At 69.8% G+C, this 18,513-nt stretch carries 14 protein-coding genes and 2 pseudogenes; 9 read left to right on the top strand and 7 right to left on the bottom strand.

Annotation, left to right across the window (positions count from 1 at the left end):
* Window positions 1-627: 627 nt before the first annotated feature.
* The 5 genes from trxB to ABD893_RS02205 all read right to left on the bottom strand — a co-directional run bounded on the left by trxB (window position 628) and on the right by ABD893_RS02205 (window position 9,204).
* On the bottom strand, window positions 628-1,695 hold the full coding sequence (trxB, locus tag ABD893_RS02225; protein WP_345075894.1) for a thioredoxin-disulfide reductase: 1,068 nt from the start codon (window positions 1,693-1,695) through the stop codon (window positions 628-630).
* Between the two features lie 97 nt (window positions 1,696-1,792).
* The gene (locus tag ABD893_RS02220) at window positions 1,793-2,359 is read right to left on the bottom strand and encodes a hypothetical protein (RefSeq protein WP_345075893.1); all 567 of its coding nucleotides are present in this window, start codon (window positions 2,357-2,359) and stop codon (window positions 1,793-1,795) included.
* A complete protein-coding gene (locus tag ABD893_RS02215) occupies window positions 2,356-5,043 on the bottom strand; it encodes a hypothetical protein (protein WP_345075892.1) in 2,688 nt (895 codons plus the stop codon). Before ABD893_RS02215 ends, ABD893_RS02220 begins: the two co-directional genes overlap by 4 nt.
* A 55-nt stretch (window positions 5,044-5,098) precedes the next feature.
* Entirely contained in the window at window positions 5,099-6,838 is a 1,740-nt protein-coding gene (murJ, locus tag ABD893_RS02210; protein ID WP_345075891.1) for a murein biosynthesis integral membrane protein MurJ, read from the bottom strand.
* The gene (locus tag ABD893_RS02205; RefSeq protein WP_345075890.1) at window positions 6,835-9,204 is read right to left on the bottom strand and encodes a DUF6049 family protein; all 2,370 of its coding nucleotides are present in this window, start codon (window positions 9,202-9,204) and stop codon (window positions 6,835-6,837) included. The genes murJ and ABD893_RS02205 overlap by 4 nt, the downstream gene beginning before the upstream one ends.
* A gap of 95 nt (window positions 9,205-9,299) precedes the next feature.
* Here ABD893_RS02205 and ABD893_RS02200 point away from each other — a divergent pair, with 95 nt between their 5' ends.
* The 8 genes and pseudogenes from ABD893_RS02200 to ABD893_RS02165 all read left to right on the top strand — a co-directional run bounded on the left by ABD893_RS02200 (window position 9,300) and on the right by ABD893_RS02165 (window position 16,788).
* Entirely contained in the window at window positions 9,300-10,790 is a 1,491-nt protein-coding gene (locus ABD893_RS02200) for a CCA tRNA nucleotidyltransferase (protein ID WP_425548325.1), read from the top strand.
* A 142-nt stretch (window positions 10,791-10,932) separates the two neighbouring features.
* Window positions 10,933-13,623 (top strand): transglycosylase domain-containing protein, encoded by a 2,691-nt coding sequence (locus tag ABD893_RS02195; RefSeq protein ID WP_345075889.1) that lies wholly within the window; start codon window positions 10,933-10,935, stop codon window positions 13,621-13,623.
* Window positions 13,624-13,640: 17 nt separating this feature from the next.
* Window positions 13,641-13,844, top strand: coding sequence for a hypothetical protein (locus tag ABD893_RS02190; RefSeq protein ID WP_345075888.1), 204 nt, complete (start codon window positions 13,641-13,643; stop codon window positions 13,842-13,844).
* A 193-nt stretch (window positions 13,845-14,037) separates the two neighbouring features.
* A pseudogene (rpsF, locus tag ABD893_RS02185) lies at window positions 14,038-14,325 on the top strand (30S ribosomal protein S6); the annotation flags it as partial.
* A 167-nt stretch (window positions 14,326-14,492) separates the two neighbouring features.
* Window positions 14,493-15,059 carry a single-stranded DNA-binding protein gene (locus ABD893_RS02180; RefSeq protein WP_345075887.1) on the top strand — a complete coding sequence of 189 codons (567 nt, stop codon included), beginning with the start codon at window positions 14,493-14,495 and terminating at the stop codon, window positions 15,057-15,059.
* 84 nt (window positions 15,060-15,143) lie between these two features.
* Window positions 15,144-15,380 (top strand): 30S ribosomal protein S18, encoded by a 237-nt coding sequence (rpsR, locus tag ABD893_RS02175; RefSeq protein ID WP_299302026.1) that lies wholly within the window; start codon window positions 15,144-15,146, stop codon window positions 15,378-15,380.
* A gap of 17 nt (window positions 15,381-15,397) precedes the next feature.
* A complete protein-coding gene (gene rplI / locus ABD893_RS02170) occupies window positions 15,398-15,871 on the top strand; it encodes a 50S ribosomal protein L9 (RefSeq protein ID WP_345075886.1) in 474 nt (157 codons plus the stop codon).
* 137 nt (window positions 15,872-16,008) lie between these two features.
* A complete protein-coding gene (locus ABD893_RS02165; RefSeq protein WP_345075885.1) occupies window positions 16,009-16,788 on the top strand; it encodes a hypothetical protein in 780 nt (259 codons plus the stop codon).
* 7 nt (window positions 16,789-16,795) lie between these two features.
* On the opposite strand, the gene ABD893_RS02160 is transcribed toward ABD893_RS02165, so the two are convergent.
* Window positions 16,796-17,728, bottom strand: coding sequence for an aminotransferase class I/II-fold pyridoxal phosphate-dependent enzyme (locus ABD893_RS02160; RefSeq protein WP_345075884.1), 933 nt, complete (start codon window positions 17,726-17,728; stop codon window positions 16,796-16,798).
* A gap of 24 nt (window positions 17,729-17,752) precedes the next feature.
* Window positions 17,753-17,797: pseudogene (locus ABD893_RS17070) on the bottom strand (hypothetical protein); the annotation flags it as partial.
* A 53-nt stretch (window positions 17,798-17,850) separates the two neighbouring features.
* On the opposite strand from ABD893_RS17070, the gene yczE reads away from it, so the two are divergent.
* Window positions 17,851-18,513 (top strand): membrane protein YczE, encoded by a 663-nt coding sequence (yczE, locus tag ABD893_RS02155; RefSeq protein ID WP_345075883.1) that lies wholly within the window; start codon window positions 17,851-17,853, stop codon window positions 18,511-18,513.

The following is an 18,513-nucleotide window of genomic DNA, read 5'->3' as shown; positions in this document are numbered from 1 at the left end:
CTAGAGCATCATTGCAGGTCAAGGACACTTTTAAGAGGATCAGCCTCAGGCTGTGGCCCCACACGCTGTCCACACCCAATTGTGGATAACCATGTGGATTTACCTGTACGCGAGTGTGGATAGCGTTGTGGATAACCGTGTGCATAACGCAGACGGTGCACGTCAGCGCGTACCGTCCTAGGTGATTTGACAGCAGCACAACTCGATCGCCCGATTCCGATCAGTGGGTCGAATCTGGCCCGAACTCGCTCTCCACGTCGTGCTTGGCAAGAGCGCCGGAACGTCGGCGCGTCAGTGTCCATGGACCATTCAGAACCAGCCGCTCCCCGGTCGGCGCCTGGCCGCTCAAGGACGGCACGGTCAGCAGGCCTTCTGTGCCCTCCTGGGATGCCGCAGGAACGCCGTGACGGAATCTGAGCCAGGTGGGCAGCACGTCGACCTCCCACTGCTGAAGAACCTCATCCTCGGGGTCCTCGACGAGAAGCGTGAGGACTCTCGACCCCCATCGCCGGCCGAGCTCTCTGAGCACGGTGGGCGCCGGTCGGGACGGTCCCGCCCACGGTGCGCTCACCAAGACCACCACCGGCGCGATAGAGGCATCGGTGGTGGTCTCGGGAGGCAGCTGGGTCACTTGCTGGCAGCGGCTGCCAGAGCCTCTTCGACGTGTGCGGCGGCTGCGGTGTCTGCGAGCCAGCGCTCCGCGTCCAGCGCCGCTTGGCATCCGGTCCCCGCGGCAGTGATCGCCTGGCGGTATGTGTGGTCCACGACGTCTCCCGCCGCGAAGACGCCGGGGATGGAGGTCAAGGTACTGCGGCCCTGGCAGACGATGTAGCCCTCGGCATCGAGCTCAAGCTTTCCGCGCACCAGAGCGGTACGGGGAAGGTGCCCGATCGCTTCGAACACGGCGGAGGTCTCGAGCTCCCGCTCCTGGCCGGTGACCGTGTCTCGCAGCGTCACGGACTCGACCTTGTTCGCACCGTTGATGCTCACCAGTTCGCTGTTCCACTCGAACTTCAGCTTCGGATCAGCCTCAGCGCGACGGGCCATGATCTTCGAAGCGCGCAGCTCATCGCGGCGGTGCACCAGGGTGACGGACTTGCCGAAACGGGTGAGGAAGGTGGCTTCTTCGACGGCGCTGTCTCCGCCGCCGACGACCACGATCTCCTGATCCTTGAAGAAGAAGCCGTCGCAGGTCGCGCACCAGCTCACACCCTTGCCGGAAAGCGCTTCTTCGCCGTCGACCCCGAGCTTCCGGTACTCGGAGCCTGTGGTGATGATCAGGGACTTCGCGCGGTAGACGGTGCCATCGTCGAGCGTGACGGTCTTGATCTCACCCTCCAGCTCGAGCTGCACGGCGTCGTCATAGATCACCTCGGCCCCGAAGCGCTCTGCCTGTTCCTGCAGGTTCGTCATCAGCTCCGGGCCCTGGACTCCGGTCGGGAAGCCGGGGAAGTTCTCGACGTCCGTGGTCGTCATCAGCGCGCCGCCCGCGTCGAGGGCACCGGCGATCACGATCGGCTTCATCTCGGCGCGGGCGGTGTAGATGGCGGCGGTGTATCCGGCCGGGCCGGAGCCGACGATGACGACCTCGTGGACGGTGTCGTCCTGCGCGGTCTCTGCGGAGGGGGCGGTGGCCGGCTGCGTGGACAGCGGGGAGCCGCCGAGGATGTTGAGGGCCTGAATGGGCTGCGTCATGGGGTGTCCTTCCATGGGAACGGTCGTAGGTGGTGGGCGGGGGTACCGCCCTCGAGTAGTGCGCAGTGGGTGGGTCGTGGACTCTCCGGGGAGGAGGTCAGAGGGAGCCGATCTTCACGTCACCGGTCCAGAGCCGGTTCTCCTGGGATGTCTCATCGTCGCCGGAGGTGCCGCAGGAGGAGAGCACCACCGTGGCCGAGACGGTTCCGCCGTTGGCGCGCAAGGTCTCGCGGTCCATCGGCCCGTGCACGAGCAGCCAGCTCGGGGTCTCCTCTCCGCCCCATGCGACCTCCTCCATGATCAGGATCGATTCCGGGATCCCCTGTTCTTGCAGACACTGTGCTGCATCGAAGCTCGTCATGGGCTGGATGGTGCCGGTATCGACCAGACGTTGCACCTCTGTGCCGAGCGTCGTCTCCGTAATAACGGGAACACCCGCCGAATTCTTCCCGCTCCCGGAGAGAGAGTCGACCGGCGTCGACGCAGAGTAGGAACCGCTGGTGGTGGCTCGCTCGAGCGCGCCGGCGAGCTGTACTCCCAGCAGCCCTGCGATCAGCAGGGCGACCAGCAGCAGAGGGATCGGGATGCCCAGGGCTGTGACCAGGCGTGGCCCGTCAGCCTTCCCCCTGCGGGGGGAAGGACGACGGGGGAAGCGCGAGGTCATTCGACCTGGATCTCTGCAATGCGGGCGCGGAACCGTCCGGATTCGTTGCTGTCCGGGGGCAGTTCTGTGATCCAGAGGGCGACACGTTCGGCCTCGAGGGGTTCAGGAGTCTCGAGTCGGACCTCCCCGTCTCCGGCGAGCTCGCCGGTCGAGAGCACATCTCCCAGGGAGCCGTCCTCGTTCACGGCCCGCAGCTCGATCGTGCCGCCGTTGTTGAGCGCGGTGGTGACGTTCACTGCAGTGAGGGTGGAAGGCTCGGCGAAGTCCAATCGGATGCCGACACCGTCCTTCAGCCCTCCGTAGGCGGGGCTTCCGTAGTGCTTCGTGGACCAGAACGTCGAGGGGTCGCCGTCGGTGAGCCGCTCCTGCTGGTCGGTATGGTCCGGCTCCCGATCGCTTCCCTCGGCGAAGAGCTCGACGCCGGCGACTTCAGGTGCGGGCAGGGCGGGATCCTCGGTCGCGTCGGCGGTCGGCTCGACCGGAGCTTCCCCGGTCTGCTCGGCGCTGGGGGCCTCCTCTGCGGGTGCTGAGGTGGCCAGCGGGTCGTCCAGGATCGAGCTGAGGTCGCGAGTGATCGAGGTGAGTGCGATGACCAGCGCGACCATCACCACGATGGCACCGCCGATGATGATCCACTGCGATTGCAGGGAGCGCTTCTCCTTATCGCGGGGGCCCATCGTGAAGGTCTCCGGTGCGTCGGCGTCGACCGCCACCCCGACCACATCTCGCAGCAGGGAGCTGCGGCCGAACGGTGCCGTGCTCTCCTCGGGGGCCTCATCGAACTGAGAGTGATCACGGCCATGGATCACGATCGGGCCCTGCTCGGTAACCGGTGCGATCGGTGCGGCGCGGCCGACGACCGGGACCGCAGTGGTCGAGTGGTCCTCAGGGCTGTGCTCGACAGGCTGCGAGGGGGTCGGCACGGACTGGTCGGGGGTGGTGGCGCGGCTGAGCTCCGACGGCACGGCAGCGGGAGGCTGCGCTCGCACGGCGGAGCCGTCCGGAGACTGCGACGGGGCGAGCGCCGCCCCTTCACCCTGCTCCGCGTCATGGGCCAGCGGCCAGTGCGTACCGGACGCGCGAGCTGGCAGCACGGCTGCCGCGGTGGTGCCGGCAACCGCGGCGCCGGCAACGGGGGCCGACGGCTCGTCGGCAGCCTGGTCCGGACTGGCCTGTGGCTGTGCCGGTGGGGTGATCTCCATACGACCCGGGAACGGGCTGCTGGTGCGCTTCTCGTCGAGGTGCAGCTCCGTCACCAGAGCCTTCGCCTCGGAGGAGGTGCGGCGGGCTTCCTCGGCCTTGGCCTCAGCGTCCCGCCGGGCCTCCTCTTCTCTCGCTTCTGCCTCTGCATCCGACACCGTGGGTGAGGTGTCCCCGGTGGGCGCCCCCTCCTCGGAAGCGGAGCTGGTGGAGGGGGAAGTGGAGTGGGTGTCCGCTGCGTCAGTGGCGTCAGTGGCGTCAGTGGCGTCAGTGGCATCAGCGACGCCGGCGTCCCGACCGGAGCTAGATTCTTCTGGCTCGGCGGTCGCCGCCGCGATGCCTGCCGCGCCAGCAGCTGCCCCGGCGGCGCCCGCAGTCCCCGCGATGCCTGCGAGACCTGCGCCTGTTGCGCTGTCTGGGCGTGCAGCGGGGGCCTGGGCGAGGGTGTCCTCGTCGGGCGATTCCTCCCCCGGCACTGCCTGCATCAGCGCGGTGCTCTCCAGCAGCTCCTCATCACCCTCGCCGGTCTCCTCAGCAGAGGCGGCAGGAGACGAAGAATCCTCCACCGCAGAGTCCTCCAATGCAGCGTCTTCCACCGCAGCGTCTTCCACCCCAGAGCCCTCCACTGCAGCGTCACCCGCAGCAGTCGAAGGCTCCTGCGCTGCCTGGCGCGGATACGCCTCGAGGGTCACCGGGATGGACTGCCATGGCTCGAGCGCCTCGATCAGCCCGCGAGTGGTCTCGGGGATCTCGTCGGCCGATTCATTCAGCACCAGGTCGCACAGCAGGTCCAGGTCCTGGGGGATCTCGGTGTCCACCACGGTGGAGGGCCGGGGCACGTTCCCCTGGGCGTCGTGCTGCGGACTGCGGCCGGTGAGCGCCCGGTACAGCAGCGAGACCAGGGCGGCGGTGTCCTGGAAGGAGGCGACCTCACGAGACCGATCCAGGCCCGTATGGGTGGCGGCCTCCACCCCGATCCCGAGGATCAGCACGGCACCCGAGCGGGTGTCGACGAACACCCGGTTGGAATCGATCAGCTGATGACGCACTCCGCGTCGACGTGCGACCTCGAGCCCGGTCGCCGCTTCACCGATGATCGCGCGGGCGGTCTCCGGATGCAGCGGACCACGAGCCAGCAGCGCAGCGAGCGGCGGGGCGGGGGGCAGCAGATACTCCACCACCGTCGTCGGCCCCTGCGCTTCCCCGGAGGCGGGCTGGTCCGGGGAGGTCTCCCGCGGATCGTCGAGCACCACGATCTCCTGGACGGGCAGCAGATGCGGATCCTCGACGAGATAGGCGCGGCGCACCGCGTCGGCGGCTTCCAGCGCGGTGTCCCCGTGCACGATGAACAGGACCACGTCCTGACCGGTCGCCACCGATCGGGCGCGACGCCAGGAGGCGCCCTCGGCGACGCCGGACAGAGGGATCGTGCCCTCCAGCGTCCACCGGGACCGCAATGTGTCCGGCTCTGTATTCGTGTTCACGGCTCGTCCTTCTCGTCGTCCGGCGGGGGTGTGCCCGTCAGGTGCATCGACCATGTTACGAGCCCACCGTCCCGCGGCGGGTGGTGACCCGGCGCAATCGGCGCTGCACGGCGTCGACCAGCTGGCGCACCTCCGGCACACGCAGCAGGTAGGCAACCGCGGTGAACACCACCACCATCACGCCGCCGACCAGCGCCCCCAGCAGCACGGCGACGGCCCGGTGGGTCCAGAACAGATCGCCTGCCAGCTGCACCAGTGCAGTGCCGAGGGCCCAGCTCACCACGGCGGCCGCCGCGAGCTTCCCGAACATCAGCGCCCCGGAGGCCGCGCTCGGCGGGAGCGTCTCGTGCCGGGCCGCGAGGCGGCGCAGCTGCCACATGCCCAGCAGCCAGGCCAGCAGGCTGCCGAGGCTGGTGGAGCCGGCCGCAGCCATCGCTGCATAGGCCGGATCGACCATCGTCAGGATGATCGGCACCGAGAGCACCGTGACCACGGCGATCGGGATCTGGGCGATGAACGGGGTGCGCGCGTCCTCATAGGCGTAGAACACGCGCTTGATCAGATAGAGCGACGCGAAGGGCACCAGCCCGAGCATGTAGGCGACCAGCACCGTGCCGTTGGCCCGGGCCCCGATCTCGCCGGTGCCACCGCCGATCACCCACATGATCGGCCCGGCCAGGGCGATGAACACCGCGGTGCACAGCATCATCGGGACCGCGAGCATCCGGTTGGTCTCGGCGTAGCGGGCCAGCGCACCGGCGTGGTCCGCCTCGGCAGCATGTCGGGAGATCGCGGGGAAGGCGGCCGTGACCAGGGTGACCGCGATGATGCCCTGCGGGATCATGAACGCCAGGTAGGCCCACTCCATGGTCAGCAGCGCTGGATAGCGGGCGGCGAGCTCCGGCTGGTCCTGATACTGCTCCGTCATCCGCACAGCGCCGCCGGTGGCCCAGCGGGAGGCCCAGATGCCGAGCTGTCCGAGCCCCAGCATCGCGAGCGACCACAGCCCGATCCGGCTGAGCTTGCCCAGGCCCAGTCCGCGCAGGCCCCACTTCGGGCGCAGGCGCAGGTCGAGCTTCTTGACGTACCAGAACAGGAACAGCACCTGTGCGGCCGAGCCGCCCACGTTGATCACGGCGATCGCCACGATCATCGACATCGTCCACTGGCTGGGGTCGCCGATGGTGCCCCACAGCCCCAGGAACAGGGCGGCACCGAGGATGCCGATGAGGTTGTTGACCACCGGCGCCCACTGGTACGGCCCGAAGGAGTCGTGCGCGTTCAGCAGCTGGCCGCACATCACGTACAGCGCCGAGAAGAAGATCTGCGGCATCATCCAGTAGCCCATCTGCACCGCGAGCGCATAGGTCGCGGGGGGCAGCAGGCCGCTGGTCAGGGTCAGCAGCAGCGGGACCGCGATCAGACAGACGGCGGTGATGCCGAGCGACACCGCGGCGACCAGGGTCATCAGGCGTGAGATGTAGTCGCTGCCGCGGTCCGGGCGCTTCACCGCGCGCACGATCGCGGGCACCAGGATCGCGTTCAGGGTGCCGCCGCCCACCAGCAGCCAGATGGTGTTGGGGAGCGTGTTCGCAGCGCTGTAGGCGTTGGCCGCCGCGGACATCGAGCCGCTCAGGATCATGCCGAACATGAAGTTCCGCACGAAGCCGAGCAGGCGGGAGACCATCGATCCGGCGGCCATCAGCACGCTGGCCCGCAGCAGGGTCGAACGGCTGGAGGGGGTGCCGTGGCGGCGGTGGCGAGGGACGTGCTGAACGCGGCGGGTGGTGCTCATCGGGGGTCCTCCTCGCTCGGGGCTGGGGCAGTGCTGTCTGGGTCCGGGCAGTCTGGGTCTGGTCTCGCGGCGGGATCTCCGCCGGCGCCCGCTTCGGACGACCGGGGCTCCTCGGCGGCGCGGGGGTCGAGCGTGGAGCGGCCGGAGCGGGAGAGCTCCACCGGATCTTCAGGGCCGCGGATGGCCGGTGCCCGGGTCGAGGACCCGATGCGGCGGGCCCGGGCGACTCCTACGACGACCAGCAGGCCCATGGCGATCACCAGCAGCAGGGTGGTCCGGTTCTCCCAGGAGGGGTTGACCGTGAGGGGAACGTCGACCGGGACGGTGAGGGGGCGGCCGTCCTCCGTGGTGAGCACGGTGGTGAGGGTGACGGTGCCGTTCGCGATCGCTTCGACGTTCACGGCGGCGTCGATCTGTCCCCGCGCGGGGACCTCCACCACCTTCGTCTCACCGATCTTCACCAGCCGGCTGTCGGAGGTGACTTCGATGCGCACCGTGATCGGCGTGTCCAGGGTGTTGCTGATGGTGATCGGGACGGTCGCTGCGTCGGAGATGACGTTGTACCCCGAGGCGGGGACCACCTCGATGCGGTCCCGGAGCTGCGCGGCGCGGGCGGAGGCATGCTCGGCGCGGGCCGCCGGGATCTCGGATTCGCCGCGCCAGCGCATCGACGTGCCGGCCAGGATCTCGAGCCGCGGCGCATCCAGCGGGGAGTCGTCATCCATCGCCGCGGCGAGCGTGTCCACCTGCTCCCAGGCGGTATCGAGCTCGAGGAGCGCTGCGGGGTCGAGCAGCTCCGGCTCCGCCGCCTCCTCCAGCGTGCCCCAGTGTCCGCTCCCGGTGGGTCCGCTGGGGTGCACCTCCTCGGGGGCGATGCGTCCCAGGGCATACAGCTGCTCGCCCTCGCTGCGCGGGTCCGTGGTCCATTCCTGCTGGTCTGCGGCGGCGAGCAGGTCGCCGGTACGGCCGGGCTCGATCCAGGGAGCCTCCGCCAGGGCATCCAGTGCGGCGCCGGCCGCGGCCGGGTCCAGCACGGAGTCCGCCGAGGGGGAGATCAGCAGGTGGCGCGGCGCGCTGGCGTACTCGGAGGCGATCGTCGCGGTCTCCGCGAGCAGCCGCTGCTGGGTCTGCTCCGCATCAGACCCCTCGGTGAGCAGAGAGAACTCGGCCGAGAGCGCAGGGTCGGGGGCGAGCAGCTGGAGCTGGGAGCCGGGGGTGCTGGCAGATTCGTAGGTCCCGACCGAGCTCGGGGTGACGGTGGAGCTCAGGGACTCCCGCAGCGAGCTCGCGGGGACGACGACGGCGGTGCCGCCCGCAGCGAGCACGGCGTCGAGCTGCGCGGGATCCGCGACGGAGCCGTCCACCGGCAGGGCCGCTGCGCGGGGGACGATCCCGCTCTCCTGCCAGACCTGATCTCCGTGGTCATGAGCCACCCCGGCGAGCCGGTCGGCTCCCGCCTGGTGCAGGCTGACCGGATCCGCCTGGGCGTAGGGCAGGGCCAGCACGGTCCGCTCCCCGACGGACTCCTGGAGCAGGGCGGCGAGCTCGGCCGAGCGCGGATCGGGCGCGTACTCGCGCACCGGGCCGAGGGGCGTCTCCTCGTCGGCCCCGTCGTCGACGGGCAGCTGCGGCGGGTCCAGCAGCGCCGGATCGATCCACCAGTCCACGTCCTCGCGCGGGGCGAGATCCCGCACCGACGCGAGCCGGCCCGACTCGGAGGACCTCGCGAACGCTTCCGGATCGACCACCGGAGCGGAGGCGTCCTCCGCGGCGAGCGGCAGCAGCACCGACTGGGTGATGGTGTCGGTGGCGTCCGCGGGTCGCCACACCACGAAGGTGCGCAGGGTGCCGAGCGGCTGCTCCTCCGAGGTGACGGTGAGCGAGATCCGCCGGGTGCCCCAGAAATAGGGCTCTGCGGAGTAGTTCAGCTCCTCGGCGGCGATCTGCACGGAGAGCATGGTCGATTCGCCGGGGGCCAGCTGCGGATGAGCAGGTGAGCTGGCGAGCACGGCCCCGGAGGTATCCGGGGAGGTGTCGGACTGCCACTCGGCCAGCACACCGCGATCCGTCACCCGAGCGCTGCGGGTGCGCAGATCGAGGGAGAGGGAGGAGAGCGGTTCGGAGGAGGTGTTGGTCACCTCGACCTGCGCCTCGAGAGTCCCCCCGGGCGCGAGGGAGGTGGGGGTGAGCGAGACGAGATCCATGCTCACCGCGGACTCCGCGCTCGTCTCCGGCGGCGCCGCGGGTGCGGCATGCGCGGCAGGAAGCAGGGTCGCCGAGCCGCTCACCAGCACTGATGAGGCCACGACCAGTGCCGTCAGCAGCGCCGCGAGCACCGGGCGCACGGACGGCGGGAACGACGGCATGGTGACACTGTAAGCGGCCGCTACCGTAGGGGCCTGCAGGTGCACGCCGCCGCCCGGCAGCGCCGAACCGCCCCCGCACCAGGACAGGACCTCCCGTGACCGACTTCGTCGACGAGACCGCCGCGCGCCTCGAGACCGCCCGTACCCGAGCGGCCTCCATGTTCCGGGCGCTGCCCGAGGAGATCCATGAGCTGGGCCGGCTGTTCGAGGCGGCCGGGCACGAGCTCGCCCTGGTGGGCGGCCCGGTGCGGGACGCGGTGCTGGGACGCTCGAGCGCCGACCTGGACTTCACGACCTCTGCCCGCCCTGACGACACCGAGGCGATCCTGCGCGGCTGGACGCGCGAGGGCGCGATCTGGGACATGGGCCGCGAGTTCGGGACCCTCGGCGGGGTGCGCGACGGGGTGAAGGTCGAGATCACCACCTATCGCACCGAGACCTACGACCCCACCAGCCGCAAGCCGCAGGTGCAGTACGGCGACACCCTCGAGGGTGACCTGTCCCGCCGGGACTTCACCGTCAACGCGATGGCGGTGCGTCTTCCCTCCCTCGAGCTGGTGGACCCCTTCGACGGGCTCGGCGACCTCGCCCGCACCCTGCTGCGCACCCCCGTCACCCCGGCGCAGTCCTTCAGCGATGACCCGCTGCGGATGATGCGCGCGGTGCGCTTCGTCTCCCAGCTCGGGTTCCGGATCGAGGACGCCACGGCCGACGCGATCGAGCAGCTCGCCGAGCGGATCACGATCGTCTCCGCCGAGCGGGTGCGCGAAGAGCTGGTCAAGCTCATGCTGGGCGCCCACCCGCGCGGTGGGCTCGAGCTGCTGACCGAGCTGGGCCTGGCCGCCCACGTGCTTCCGGAGCTGCCTGCCCTCCAGCTCGAGATCGATGAGCATCACCACCACAAGGACGTCTATCAGCACACCCTGATGGTGCTCGACCAGGCGATCGACCTCGAGTCCCCGGCCGGTTCCGGCGGCCCCAGCGAACGCCCTGATCTGGTGCTGCGCCTGGCCGCGCTGATGCACGACGTGGGCAAGCCCGCCACCCGTCGCTTCGAGGAGGGAGGCGTGGTCACCTTCCGCTTCCACGAGACGGTGGGCGCGAAGATGACCTCGAAGCGGATGCGCACGCTGACCTTCGACAAGGACACCACCAAGAAGGTCGCCCGCCTGGTGGAGCTGCACCTGCGCTTCCACGGCTATGTCGAGTCGCCCTGGACCGACTCCGCCGTGCGCCGCTATGTGACCGATGCCGGCGACCTGCTGCCTCAGCTGCATCGCCTCACCCGCGCCGACGTCACCACCCGCAACCGACGCAAGGCCCGTTCCCTCGCCCTCGCCTATGACGAGCTCGAAGCTCGCATCGACCACCTCGCGACCCAGGAGGAGATCGGGAAGATCCGCCCTGACCTGGACGGGAACCGGATCATGCAGATCCTGGACCTGCCCCCGGGCCGGGTGGTGGGCGAGGCCTACCAGCACCTGCTCGAGCTGCGCATGGAGCACGGCCCCCTGGGCGAGGAGCGCGCGATCGAGGAGCTCCGCGCCTGGTGGGCCAGCCGGGAGCAGGCCGACCGCGAGGTGTGAGCAGGACCGCACGGGACGTGCACACCCTGTGTGCTTCCACGCCAGAGAGTTCCGTCGGCCGGAAGGTCGTGCTCATACTGGGAGGCCGTGCACCGGTGGTGCGCGCGGAACCGTCCGCCCCCTCGTAGGACCAGGAGCAGTCATGAGCGATTCCCGACGCTCGTCCCGCGGCTCGTCGAAGAACTCGGCGGGCGGTGGTGCACGCCGCGCAGCCGGTGTACGCCGCGCATCCTCCTCGACGTCCGGCGCCAAGCCCGCCAAGTCGCCCGCAGCAGGCGCTGCGAAGGGCTCCGAGGGCAAGGGAGCCAGCCGCACCGGCCGCAGCTCCGCCTCCGAGGCCGCTGCGGCCAAGGGCAGCTCCCGCACCTCCTCGGCGAAGAACAGCGCCGGTGCCAAGCACGGCGCCGGTGCCCAGACCAGTGCAGGAGCGAGCGCTCCGACCCGCCGCACCTCGGTCAACGCGCGCCATGCCGGCACTGCCGCGGCCGCCGCGGCCGGAGCCCGCAAGAGTTCCGGAGGCAAGGGCCGCGCGAAGAAGGCCGCAGCCACCAACTTCCTGAACTATCCGCGCGCAGGGGCCAAGAACCCCTGGCGCTGGATCCCCTCGCTGCGCATGATCGTCGGCGCGATGGCGCTGATGGTGCTGGCCGGGCTCGGCTTCGCCGTCTGGCTGTACAACGACACCGAGGTGCCCGAGCCCTCGGACTTCGCCCTGGCCCAGACCTCCCGCGTCTACTTCGCCGACGGTGAGACCGAGATGGGCCAGTTCAGCGAGGTGAACCGCACCGAGCTGCCAGCCGATGAGATCCCGGAGAGCCTCAAGCAGGCCGTGGTGGCCAGCGAGGACTCGAGCTTCTACGAGAACCGCGGCGTCTCGCCGCGCGGCATCGTGCGCGCCATGGTCAACAACCTCCAGGGCGGCGCCCGGCAGGGCGGATCGACCATCACCATGCAGTACGTCGAGCGGTACTACACCGGCACCGAGACGTCCTATGTGGGCAAGGCCAAGGAAGCGATCATGGCCTTGAAGATCGACCAGGAGCTGTCGAAGGACGAGATCCTCTCCCGCTACCTCAACACCATCTACTTCGGCCGCGGCGCCTACGGCGTGCAGGAGGCCTCGCAGGCCTACTTCGGCAAGGACGCCTCCGAGATGACCGAGGCTGATGCGGCGCTGCTGGTGGCCGTGATCCCCGCCCCCTCGTCCTACGATCCCGCGAACAACCCCGAGGAGGCCACGCGCCTCTGGGACCGCGTGATCACCCGGCAGGTCAACGAGGGCCAGCTGACCGCCGCGGAGGGTGACGCGCTCACCTTCCCCGAGACCATCGAGCCCAAGAACGAGAACTCGCTCGGAGGCACCAAGGGCTACCTCCTGGCGCAGGTGCGGGGCGAGCTGATCGAGGCGGGCTTCACCGAGGACGAGATCAACACCGGCGGGTTCACGATCATCTCCACGATCGACCCGACGATCCAGAACAACACCGTCCAGGCCGTCGAGAACCTGCCGGAGGACCGGCCGGAGAACAACCGCGTCGGCACCGTGACCCTCGACCCGTCGAACGGAGCGATCCGCGGCATGTACGGCGGGCCGGACTACGTCGCGCAGGCGCAGAACGACGCCACCCAGTCCCGGATGCAGGCCGGGTCGATCTTCAAGACCTTCACGCTGATCGCCGCGCTCGAGGATGGCTTCCCGCTGGATTCGCGCTGGGACGGCAACTCCCCGAAGGAGTTCCCCGATGTCCCCGGCGGCTGGGAGGTCAACAACTTCAACGACACCGACTACGGCCGGGTGACCCTCGAGAAGGCGACCACCAACTCGATCAACTCGGCCTATGCGGAGGCGAACATCGAGGTCGGCCCGCAGCGGACCATGGATACGGCGATCGCGCTGGGCCTGCCCGAGGGCACTCCAGGACTGAACGCCGAGCCCTCGAACGTGCTGGGTTCCGCCTCGCCGACCGTGGTGGAGATGGCTGAGGTCTACGCGACCATCGCTGCGGGCGGGGTGCACCGGGACGCCTTCATCGTCGAGTCCGTGACCCGACCCGACGGCTCCTCGCGCTATCAGCACGAGTCCACGGACACCCAGGCGATGGACGAGGAGGTGGCGATCAACGCGACCGTCGCCCTGCAGGGTCCTCCCACGCTGGGCTCCGCACGCTCGCTGCAGGACACCATGGACGGTCGACCGGTGGCAGGAAAGACCGGTACCTCCGAGAAGTTCCGTTCCGCCTGGTTCGTGGGCTTCACCCCGCAGCTGGTCACTGCGGTGGGAATGTTCCAGCCGGGAGAGGATGGCTCCGAGGAGGCTCTCACCCCCTTCGGCGGTGCCAAGAATATGACCGGCGGTGCCTTCCCCACCGACATCTGGGGCGACATCATGGCGCCCTCGCTCGAGGGCCAGGAGGTGCTCGACTTCCCCGAGGAGGTCACGCTGGACAACGAGACCCGCGAGCGCAGCTACACGCCTCCGCCCCCGCCGCCCACCACCAAGGCGCCGGAGCCGGCACCGACGGAGGAGCCGTCGGAGGAACCCTCGGAAGAGCCTTCTGAGGAACCGTCGGAAGAGCCGTCGGAAGAGCCCAGCGAGGAGCCCTCCGAGGAACCGTCCGAGGAGCCCAGCGAGAAGCCGGCGGATCCGACCACCAAGCCCGACAAAGACGACGAGAACACGAAGCCCACCGAAAGTCCGACGAACGAGACGCAGGGCGGCGGAGATGCCAGCGCCGGTCGCGGCGGCGGGAACTCCGGCAAGAACGACGTGGTCGAGGCGGTCCCCGGCACGACGTCGGGGACCAGCGGCCGCGGTGGTAATCGCGACTCCTGAGGTGGCACCATCGGGTCATGCGATGCGAACAGTGCAGCAGGAAGATCCGTGGCAAGGCGTACACCTCGATCACCGGACGGAAGCTCTGCGACCGCTGCGGGACGCAGCTGCAGGGGCGCACCGCCGGGGTGGTCGCCGGCGGCGGGATCGCCGGCGGGATCAGCACGGGGGGCTGGTACGCCCGGGTCCGCAAGGCGATGGGTCGACCGCCTCGCAGCTGAGGTGGCCCCGCAGCTGAGGCGTCACACCTGTGATGCGCCGCGCACCCGTCGGCCCCCTCTGGCCGATGGCCCAGCCCGCAGGTAGGCTGGGCCGGTCCGTGATGCGCATCGCCGATGCGCCAGCGGGCGGCATGAACCCTCCTGCCACGGAAATACCGTGGCCGTAGAGACCACAGGAGGTGGGTACAAGAACATGCGTAAGTACGAAATGGTCGTCATCCTCGACCCGTCCGTCGATGAACGGACCGTCACCGCAACTTTCGAGAAGCTCGTCCAGGTCATTCCGACCGAGGGCGGCGTCATCGACAACGTCGACGTCTGGGGCAAGCGGAAGTTCGCCTACGAGATCGACAAGAAGTCCGAGGGCATCTACATCGTCCTCAACTTCACCGCCAAGGCATCGACCGCGCAGGAGCTGGATCGTCAGCTCGGGCTCAACGAGTCGATCATGCGCACCAAGGTCATGCGTCTGGACGACAAGGTCAAGGCTCCGCGCGCCGACAAGGCCGCCAGCAAGGACGAGACCTCCAGCGACGAGGCCCCCAGCAGCGAGGCCCCCAGCGAAGACGCCCCGAGCGCCGACGCCAAGTGACCTCCGGTCGCTGACCCCCGCACCACCCCACCCCATCCTGGAGCAGAGGAGCCCCCATGGCGAATGACACCGTCATCACGGTGATCGGCAACCTGACCGCCGACCCCGAGCTGCGTTTCACGCAGTCCGGCGTAGCGGTCGCGTCGTTCACCATCGCGTCCACCCCCCGCACCTTCGACCGTCAGTCGAATGAGTGGAAGGACGGCGAGGCGCTGTTCATGCGCTGCTCCATCTGGCGCGACGCCGCAGAGAATGTGGCCGAATCGCTCGAGAAGGGCTCCCGCGTCGTCGCGCAGGGGCGTCTCAAGCAGCGCTCCTTCACCGACCGTGAGGGCAACAACCGCACCAGCATCGAGCTGGACGTCGACGAGATCGGTCCCTCCCTCAAGTACGCCACCGCGAAGGCCAACAAGGTCCAGCGCGGCGGCGGCGGTGGGGGCGGCGGCCGTGGAAACTTCGGCGGCGGTGCCCCGCAGGGCGGTGGCCAGGGTGGCTACGGCGGTAATCAGGGAGGTCAGGGCGGTTACAACAACGCCCCGCAGGGCGCGCCGCAGGGCGCCCCGGCTGCTGACCCCTGGGCCGGCGGCGGCAACCAGGGCGGGTACGACGACCCTCCCTTCTGATCGCCTCGGCGATCGACGCACGATACTGATCCATTCCATCCCGGGTGCATGCCCGGGCTCCCCTCAGAAAGAAGGAGCACCACGATGGCCAAGCCCTCACTTCGTCCCCCGAAGAAGAAGCAGAACCCGCTGAAGGCCGCGGGAGTCGACACCGTCGACTACAAGGACGCTGCGCTGCTGCGCAAGTTCGTCTCCGACCGCGGAAAGATCCGCGCCCGCCGCGTCACCGGCGTGTCCGTCCAGGAGCAGCGCAAGATCGCACGGGCCGTGAAGAACGCCCGCGAGATCGCTCTCCTGCCGTACTCGACCTCCGGTCGCTGAGCGAGGAAGGGAAAAATATGACCACCAAGCTCATTCTCACCAATGAGGTCTCGGGTCTCGGAGCCGCCGGCGATATCGTCGATGTCAAGGACGGCTACGCCCGGAACTTCCTCATGCCCCGCGGTCTCGCGACCCCGTGGACCAAGGGCGGTCAGCGTCAGCTCGACCAGATCCGTGCGGCCCGCGGCAAGCGTGCGATCGCCAGCATCGAAGAGGCGCAGTCTCTGAAGGCCTCGCTCGAGTCGAAGCCCGTCGTCATCTCCGAGCGCGCCGGCCAGAACGGCCGTCTCTTCGGTGCGGTCTCCTCCAAGGAGGTCGCCGAGGGCGTCAAGGCGATCTTCGACAAGGACATCGACCGTCGCACGGTCGAGTTCCTGGCCCCGATCCGCTCGCTCGGCGAGCACAAGGCCACCGTCCGTCTCCACGAGGACATCTTCGCGAACCTGCTCGTGCAGGTCATCGCGGCGAAGGGTGCTGCAGCGCAGGCCTGATCAGCCTTCCGGCTCTCGGGCCGGTCAGAAGCGCCCCGTACCAGCAATGGTGCGGGGCGCTTTTCTGTCATGAGGTACGTTCTGCGGGGGACTCGAGCAGCCCGGGACGCCGCACCGCACGAGCAACAGGGGGACGCATGCGCACGACCCGACGACCGTTCAAGGCACTGGCGATCGGCGCGGCCGCGCTGGCCCTCGCGCTGTCCAGCTGCAGCGGCGACGCAGCCGACGACAGCACCGCGACACCGGTCGAGACCAGCACCGCGGCAGCGGCGGAGGCTGAGCCGACCACCGCAGGCGAGGGTCGCTCGGAGGGCTACGCCCCGGTCGGCGAGTTCCCGGTGCTGAGCCTTGCCCCGATGGCCACCGATGACGCTCCCTCGAGCGAGGTCGCCCCGGACCGACTCGCCGAGATCGCGGCCGGCGTCGCGGGGGCCGAGCCCACGGACGTCACCTGCGAGGGCACCCTCCAGGGCGGCAGCGGGACCTCGGTGAGCTGCACCCTCTCCTCCACGCAGGACGTGGTCACGGCGTATCCGGTGCTCAGCGGCCCCGCCGGCACGGAGGACCACTCCCTGGTGGTCGCCGGAGAGCTCTCCCGGGCCCAGGCCGAGATGGTGATGGACCCGGAGGTCAGCGCGCATTACGGCCCGACCTCGCTGTTCTTCGACGACCCGGCGCTGCTCGAGCAGGACGGGCTGGTCGAGCGTGTCCAGGCCGAGCTCGAGAGCCTGGGCGTGAGCGACACTCTCGAGACCTGCGAGGGGATCGTCGGCGGGAGCACCGGTCACAGCGGGGTGCGCTGCACCGGCACCCAGGACGACAGCCCAGCGCCTTTCGAGGCCCAGCTCTATCCCACGCTCTCCGCGAGCGGAGACCCCGTCAGCTTCGCTCTGATCCATCGACCTCTGCAGTAGGAGCGGCTCACTCCTCGAGCTCGGTGAGCGTCGTCGCGACGAGCTCCCAGGAGTCGGAGATGTGCTCGTGGCAGTGCGGGACCCCGTCGGCCGTCATCGTGGGCAGCAGGCCGGCGGCGATGTGCTGCTCGAGCGGCGGCACCCCGAGGTCCACCCCCAGCCGCAGGTGGGAGAGGGCATCCGCGAGCTCCTCGGAGGTGCGTACCCACCCGATGCGCAGCCCCGCCCACAGCGACTTCGAGAGCGAGCCGATCAGCAGGGTGCTCGCTCCTCCGCCGGCCGTCGGAGGCGGGGCAGGAAGGCCGCGCCAGTTGATCCCTGACAGGGTCTCATCGATGATCAGCGGCGTTCCCGTGCGGGCCGCCGCGCGCAGCAGGCGCGCGCGCCCCTCACCGTCCAGCAGCCTGCCTGTGGGGTTGTGGAAGTCCGGGATGAGCACGGCGGCGGACAGCCGACCGGTGGCGACCGCTCCGATCAGCGCCTCGGCATGGTCCTCGGCAACGTCGATCGGCACAGCGCGACGTCGGGAGGCCGTGATCACGCGGGCGGTGTTGGGATAGCCGGGGTTCTCGGTCCCCACCTGCGCTCCCATCGCGGTCACGGAACGCACCGCGAGATGGAGACCGCTCACAGCCCCGCTGGTGACCACGATCTGCCGCGGAGAGGTGGGAAGGCCCCGGCGTGCGTAATACGCGCAGATCTGCTCGACGAGCTTGGGGATCCCGTCGGCCGGGGCTCTGCCCCAGGCCGGATCCTCCGCGAGGTGCGCGGCCGCCTCCGCTGCGGTGCGGGCGAGATCCGGATGTGGTGGGAGCACCGTCGCCCGGAGGTCCACGGTGCCGGGAGGCAGCGCGCCCGGCCGGGCGGTGAGGGACTCGACCGGTCCGGGAGTCGACGGGGCGAGCACGGTCCGCCCGGAGCCCTGACGGGTCCGCAGCACGCCCCGCTCCCCGGCAGCGTCCAACCCGCGCACGACGGTGCCCCGGGAGAACCCCAGCTCAGCGGCCAGTCGGCGCTCCGAGGGGAACCTCGCCCCCGGCGCCAGCCGTCCCTCGCCGACGAGTGCCGCGACGCGCGTGGACAGCCAGTCGGCGCGACCAGCTCGGCCTGGACCGCCTGCCTCTGCGCCTGTTCACCCTCGCCGCCGGCCTCACCGGCTTCGGTGTCGGCATCGGCCTGATCCTGCGGGCAGGATGGGGCGCGGCGCCCTGGGACGTGCTGTCGGTCGCCCTGGCAGAGCGCACGGGTCTCAGCATCGGCACCGTCACCATCCTCACCAGCTTCCTCGTGCTGCTGCTCTGGATCCCGCTGCGCCAGCGGCCCGGCATCGGCACGCTCGCGAACGCCCTCTGGGTGGGCATCGCGATGGATGCCACGCTCCACCTGGTGCCGCCCGCCGAGAGCGTCCTCGCCGCGCTGTCGATGCTGCTCGCGGGCCTCCTGCTCAACGCCGTCTCTGATGCCGTGTACATCGGCGCTCAGCTCGGCCCGGGCCTGCGCGATGGGCTCATGACGGGCATCCATCACCGCTGGGTGCTGCGCATCGGCCCGGTGCGCGCCGTGATCGAGCTGACCGTGCTGGGGGTCGGCTGGCTGCTCGGCGGCCCGGTGGGGATCGGGACGGTCGTCTACGCCCTCGGCATCGGCCCGATCGTGCACCTGGTGCTGCCGGCGGTGACGATCCCGGTGCGGACTTCGGCCCCGCGAGCGCCGGTCGCGGGATAG

The sequence above is a fragment of the Brachybacterium paraconglomeratum genome (assembly GCF_039541415.1).
Lineage (GTDB): Bacteria > Actinomycetota > Actinomycetes > Actinomycetales > Dermabacteraceae > Brachybacterium > Brachybacterium paraconglomeratum_A.
This window is presented reverse-complemented; position numbering and strand designations above follow the sequence as displayed.

Coding starts and splice junctions, on each gene's coding strand:
- rpsR (WP_299302026.1), top strand. CDS start 15,144: ATGGCCAAGCCCTCACTTCGTCCCCCGAAGAAGAAGCAGAACCCGCTG.
- ABD893_RS02165 (WP_345075885.1), top strand. CDS start 16,009: ATGCGCACGACCCGACGACCGTTCAAGGCACTGGCGATCGGCGCGGCC.
- ABD893_RS02205 (WP_345075890.1), bottom strand. CDS start 9,204: ATGCCGTCGTTCCCGCCGTCCGTGCGCCCGGTGCTCGCGGCGCTGCTG.
- ABD893_RS02190 (WP_345075888.1), top strand. CDS start 13,641: ATGCGATGCGAACAGTGCAGCAGGAAGATCCGTGGCAAGGCGTACACC.
- rplI (WP_345075886.1), top strand. CDS start 15,398: ATGACCACCAAGCTCATTCTCACCAATGAGGTCTCGGGTCTCGGAGCC.
- ABD893_RS02220 (WP_345075893.1), bottom strand. CDS start 2,359: ATGACCTCGCGCTTCCCCCGTCGTCCTTCCCCCCGCAGGGGGAAGGCT.
- ABD893_RS02195 (WP_345075889.1), top strand. CDS start 10,933: ATGAGCGATTCCCGACGCTCGTCCCGCGGCTCGTCGAAGAACTCGGCG.
- trxB (WP_345075894.1), bottom strand. CDS start 1,695: ATGACGCAGCCCATTCAGGCCCTCAACATCCTCGGCGGCTCCCCGCTG.
- ABD893_RS02180 (WP_345075887.1), top strand. CDS start 14,493: ATGGCGAATGACACCGTCATCACGGTGATCGGCAACCTGACCGCCGAC.
- murJ (WP_345075891.1), bottom strand. CDS start 6,838: ATGAGCACCACCCGCCGCGTTCAGCACGTCCCTCGCCACCGCCGCCAC.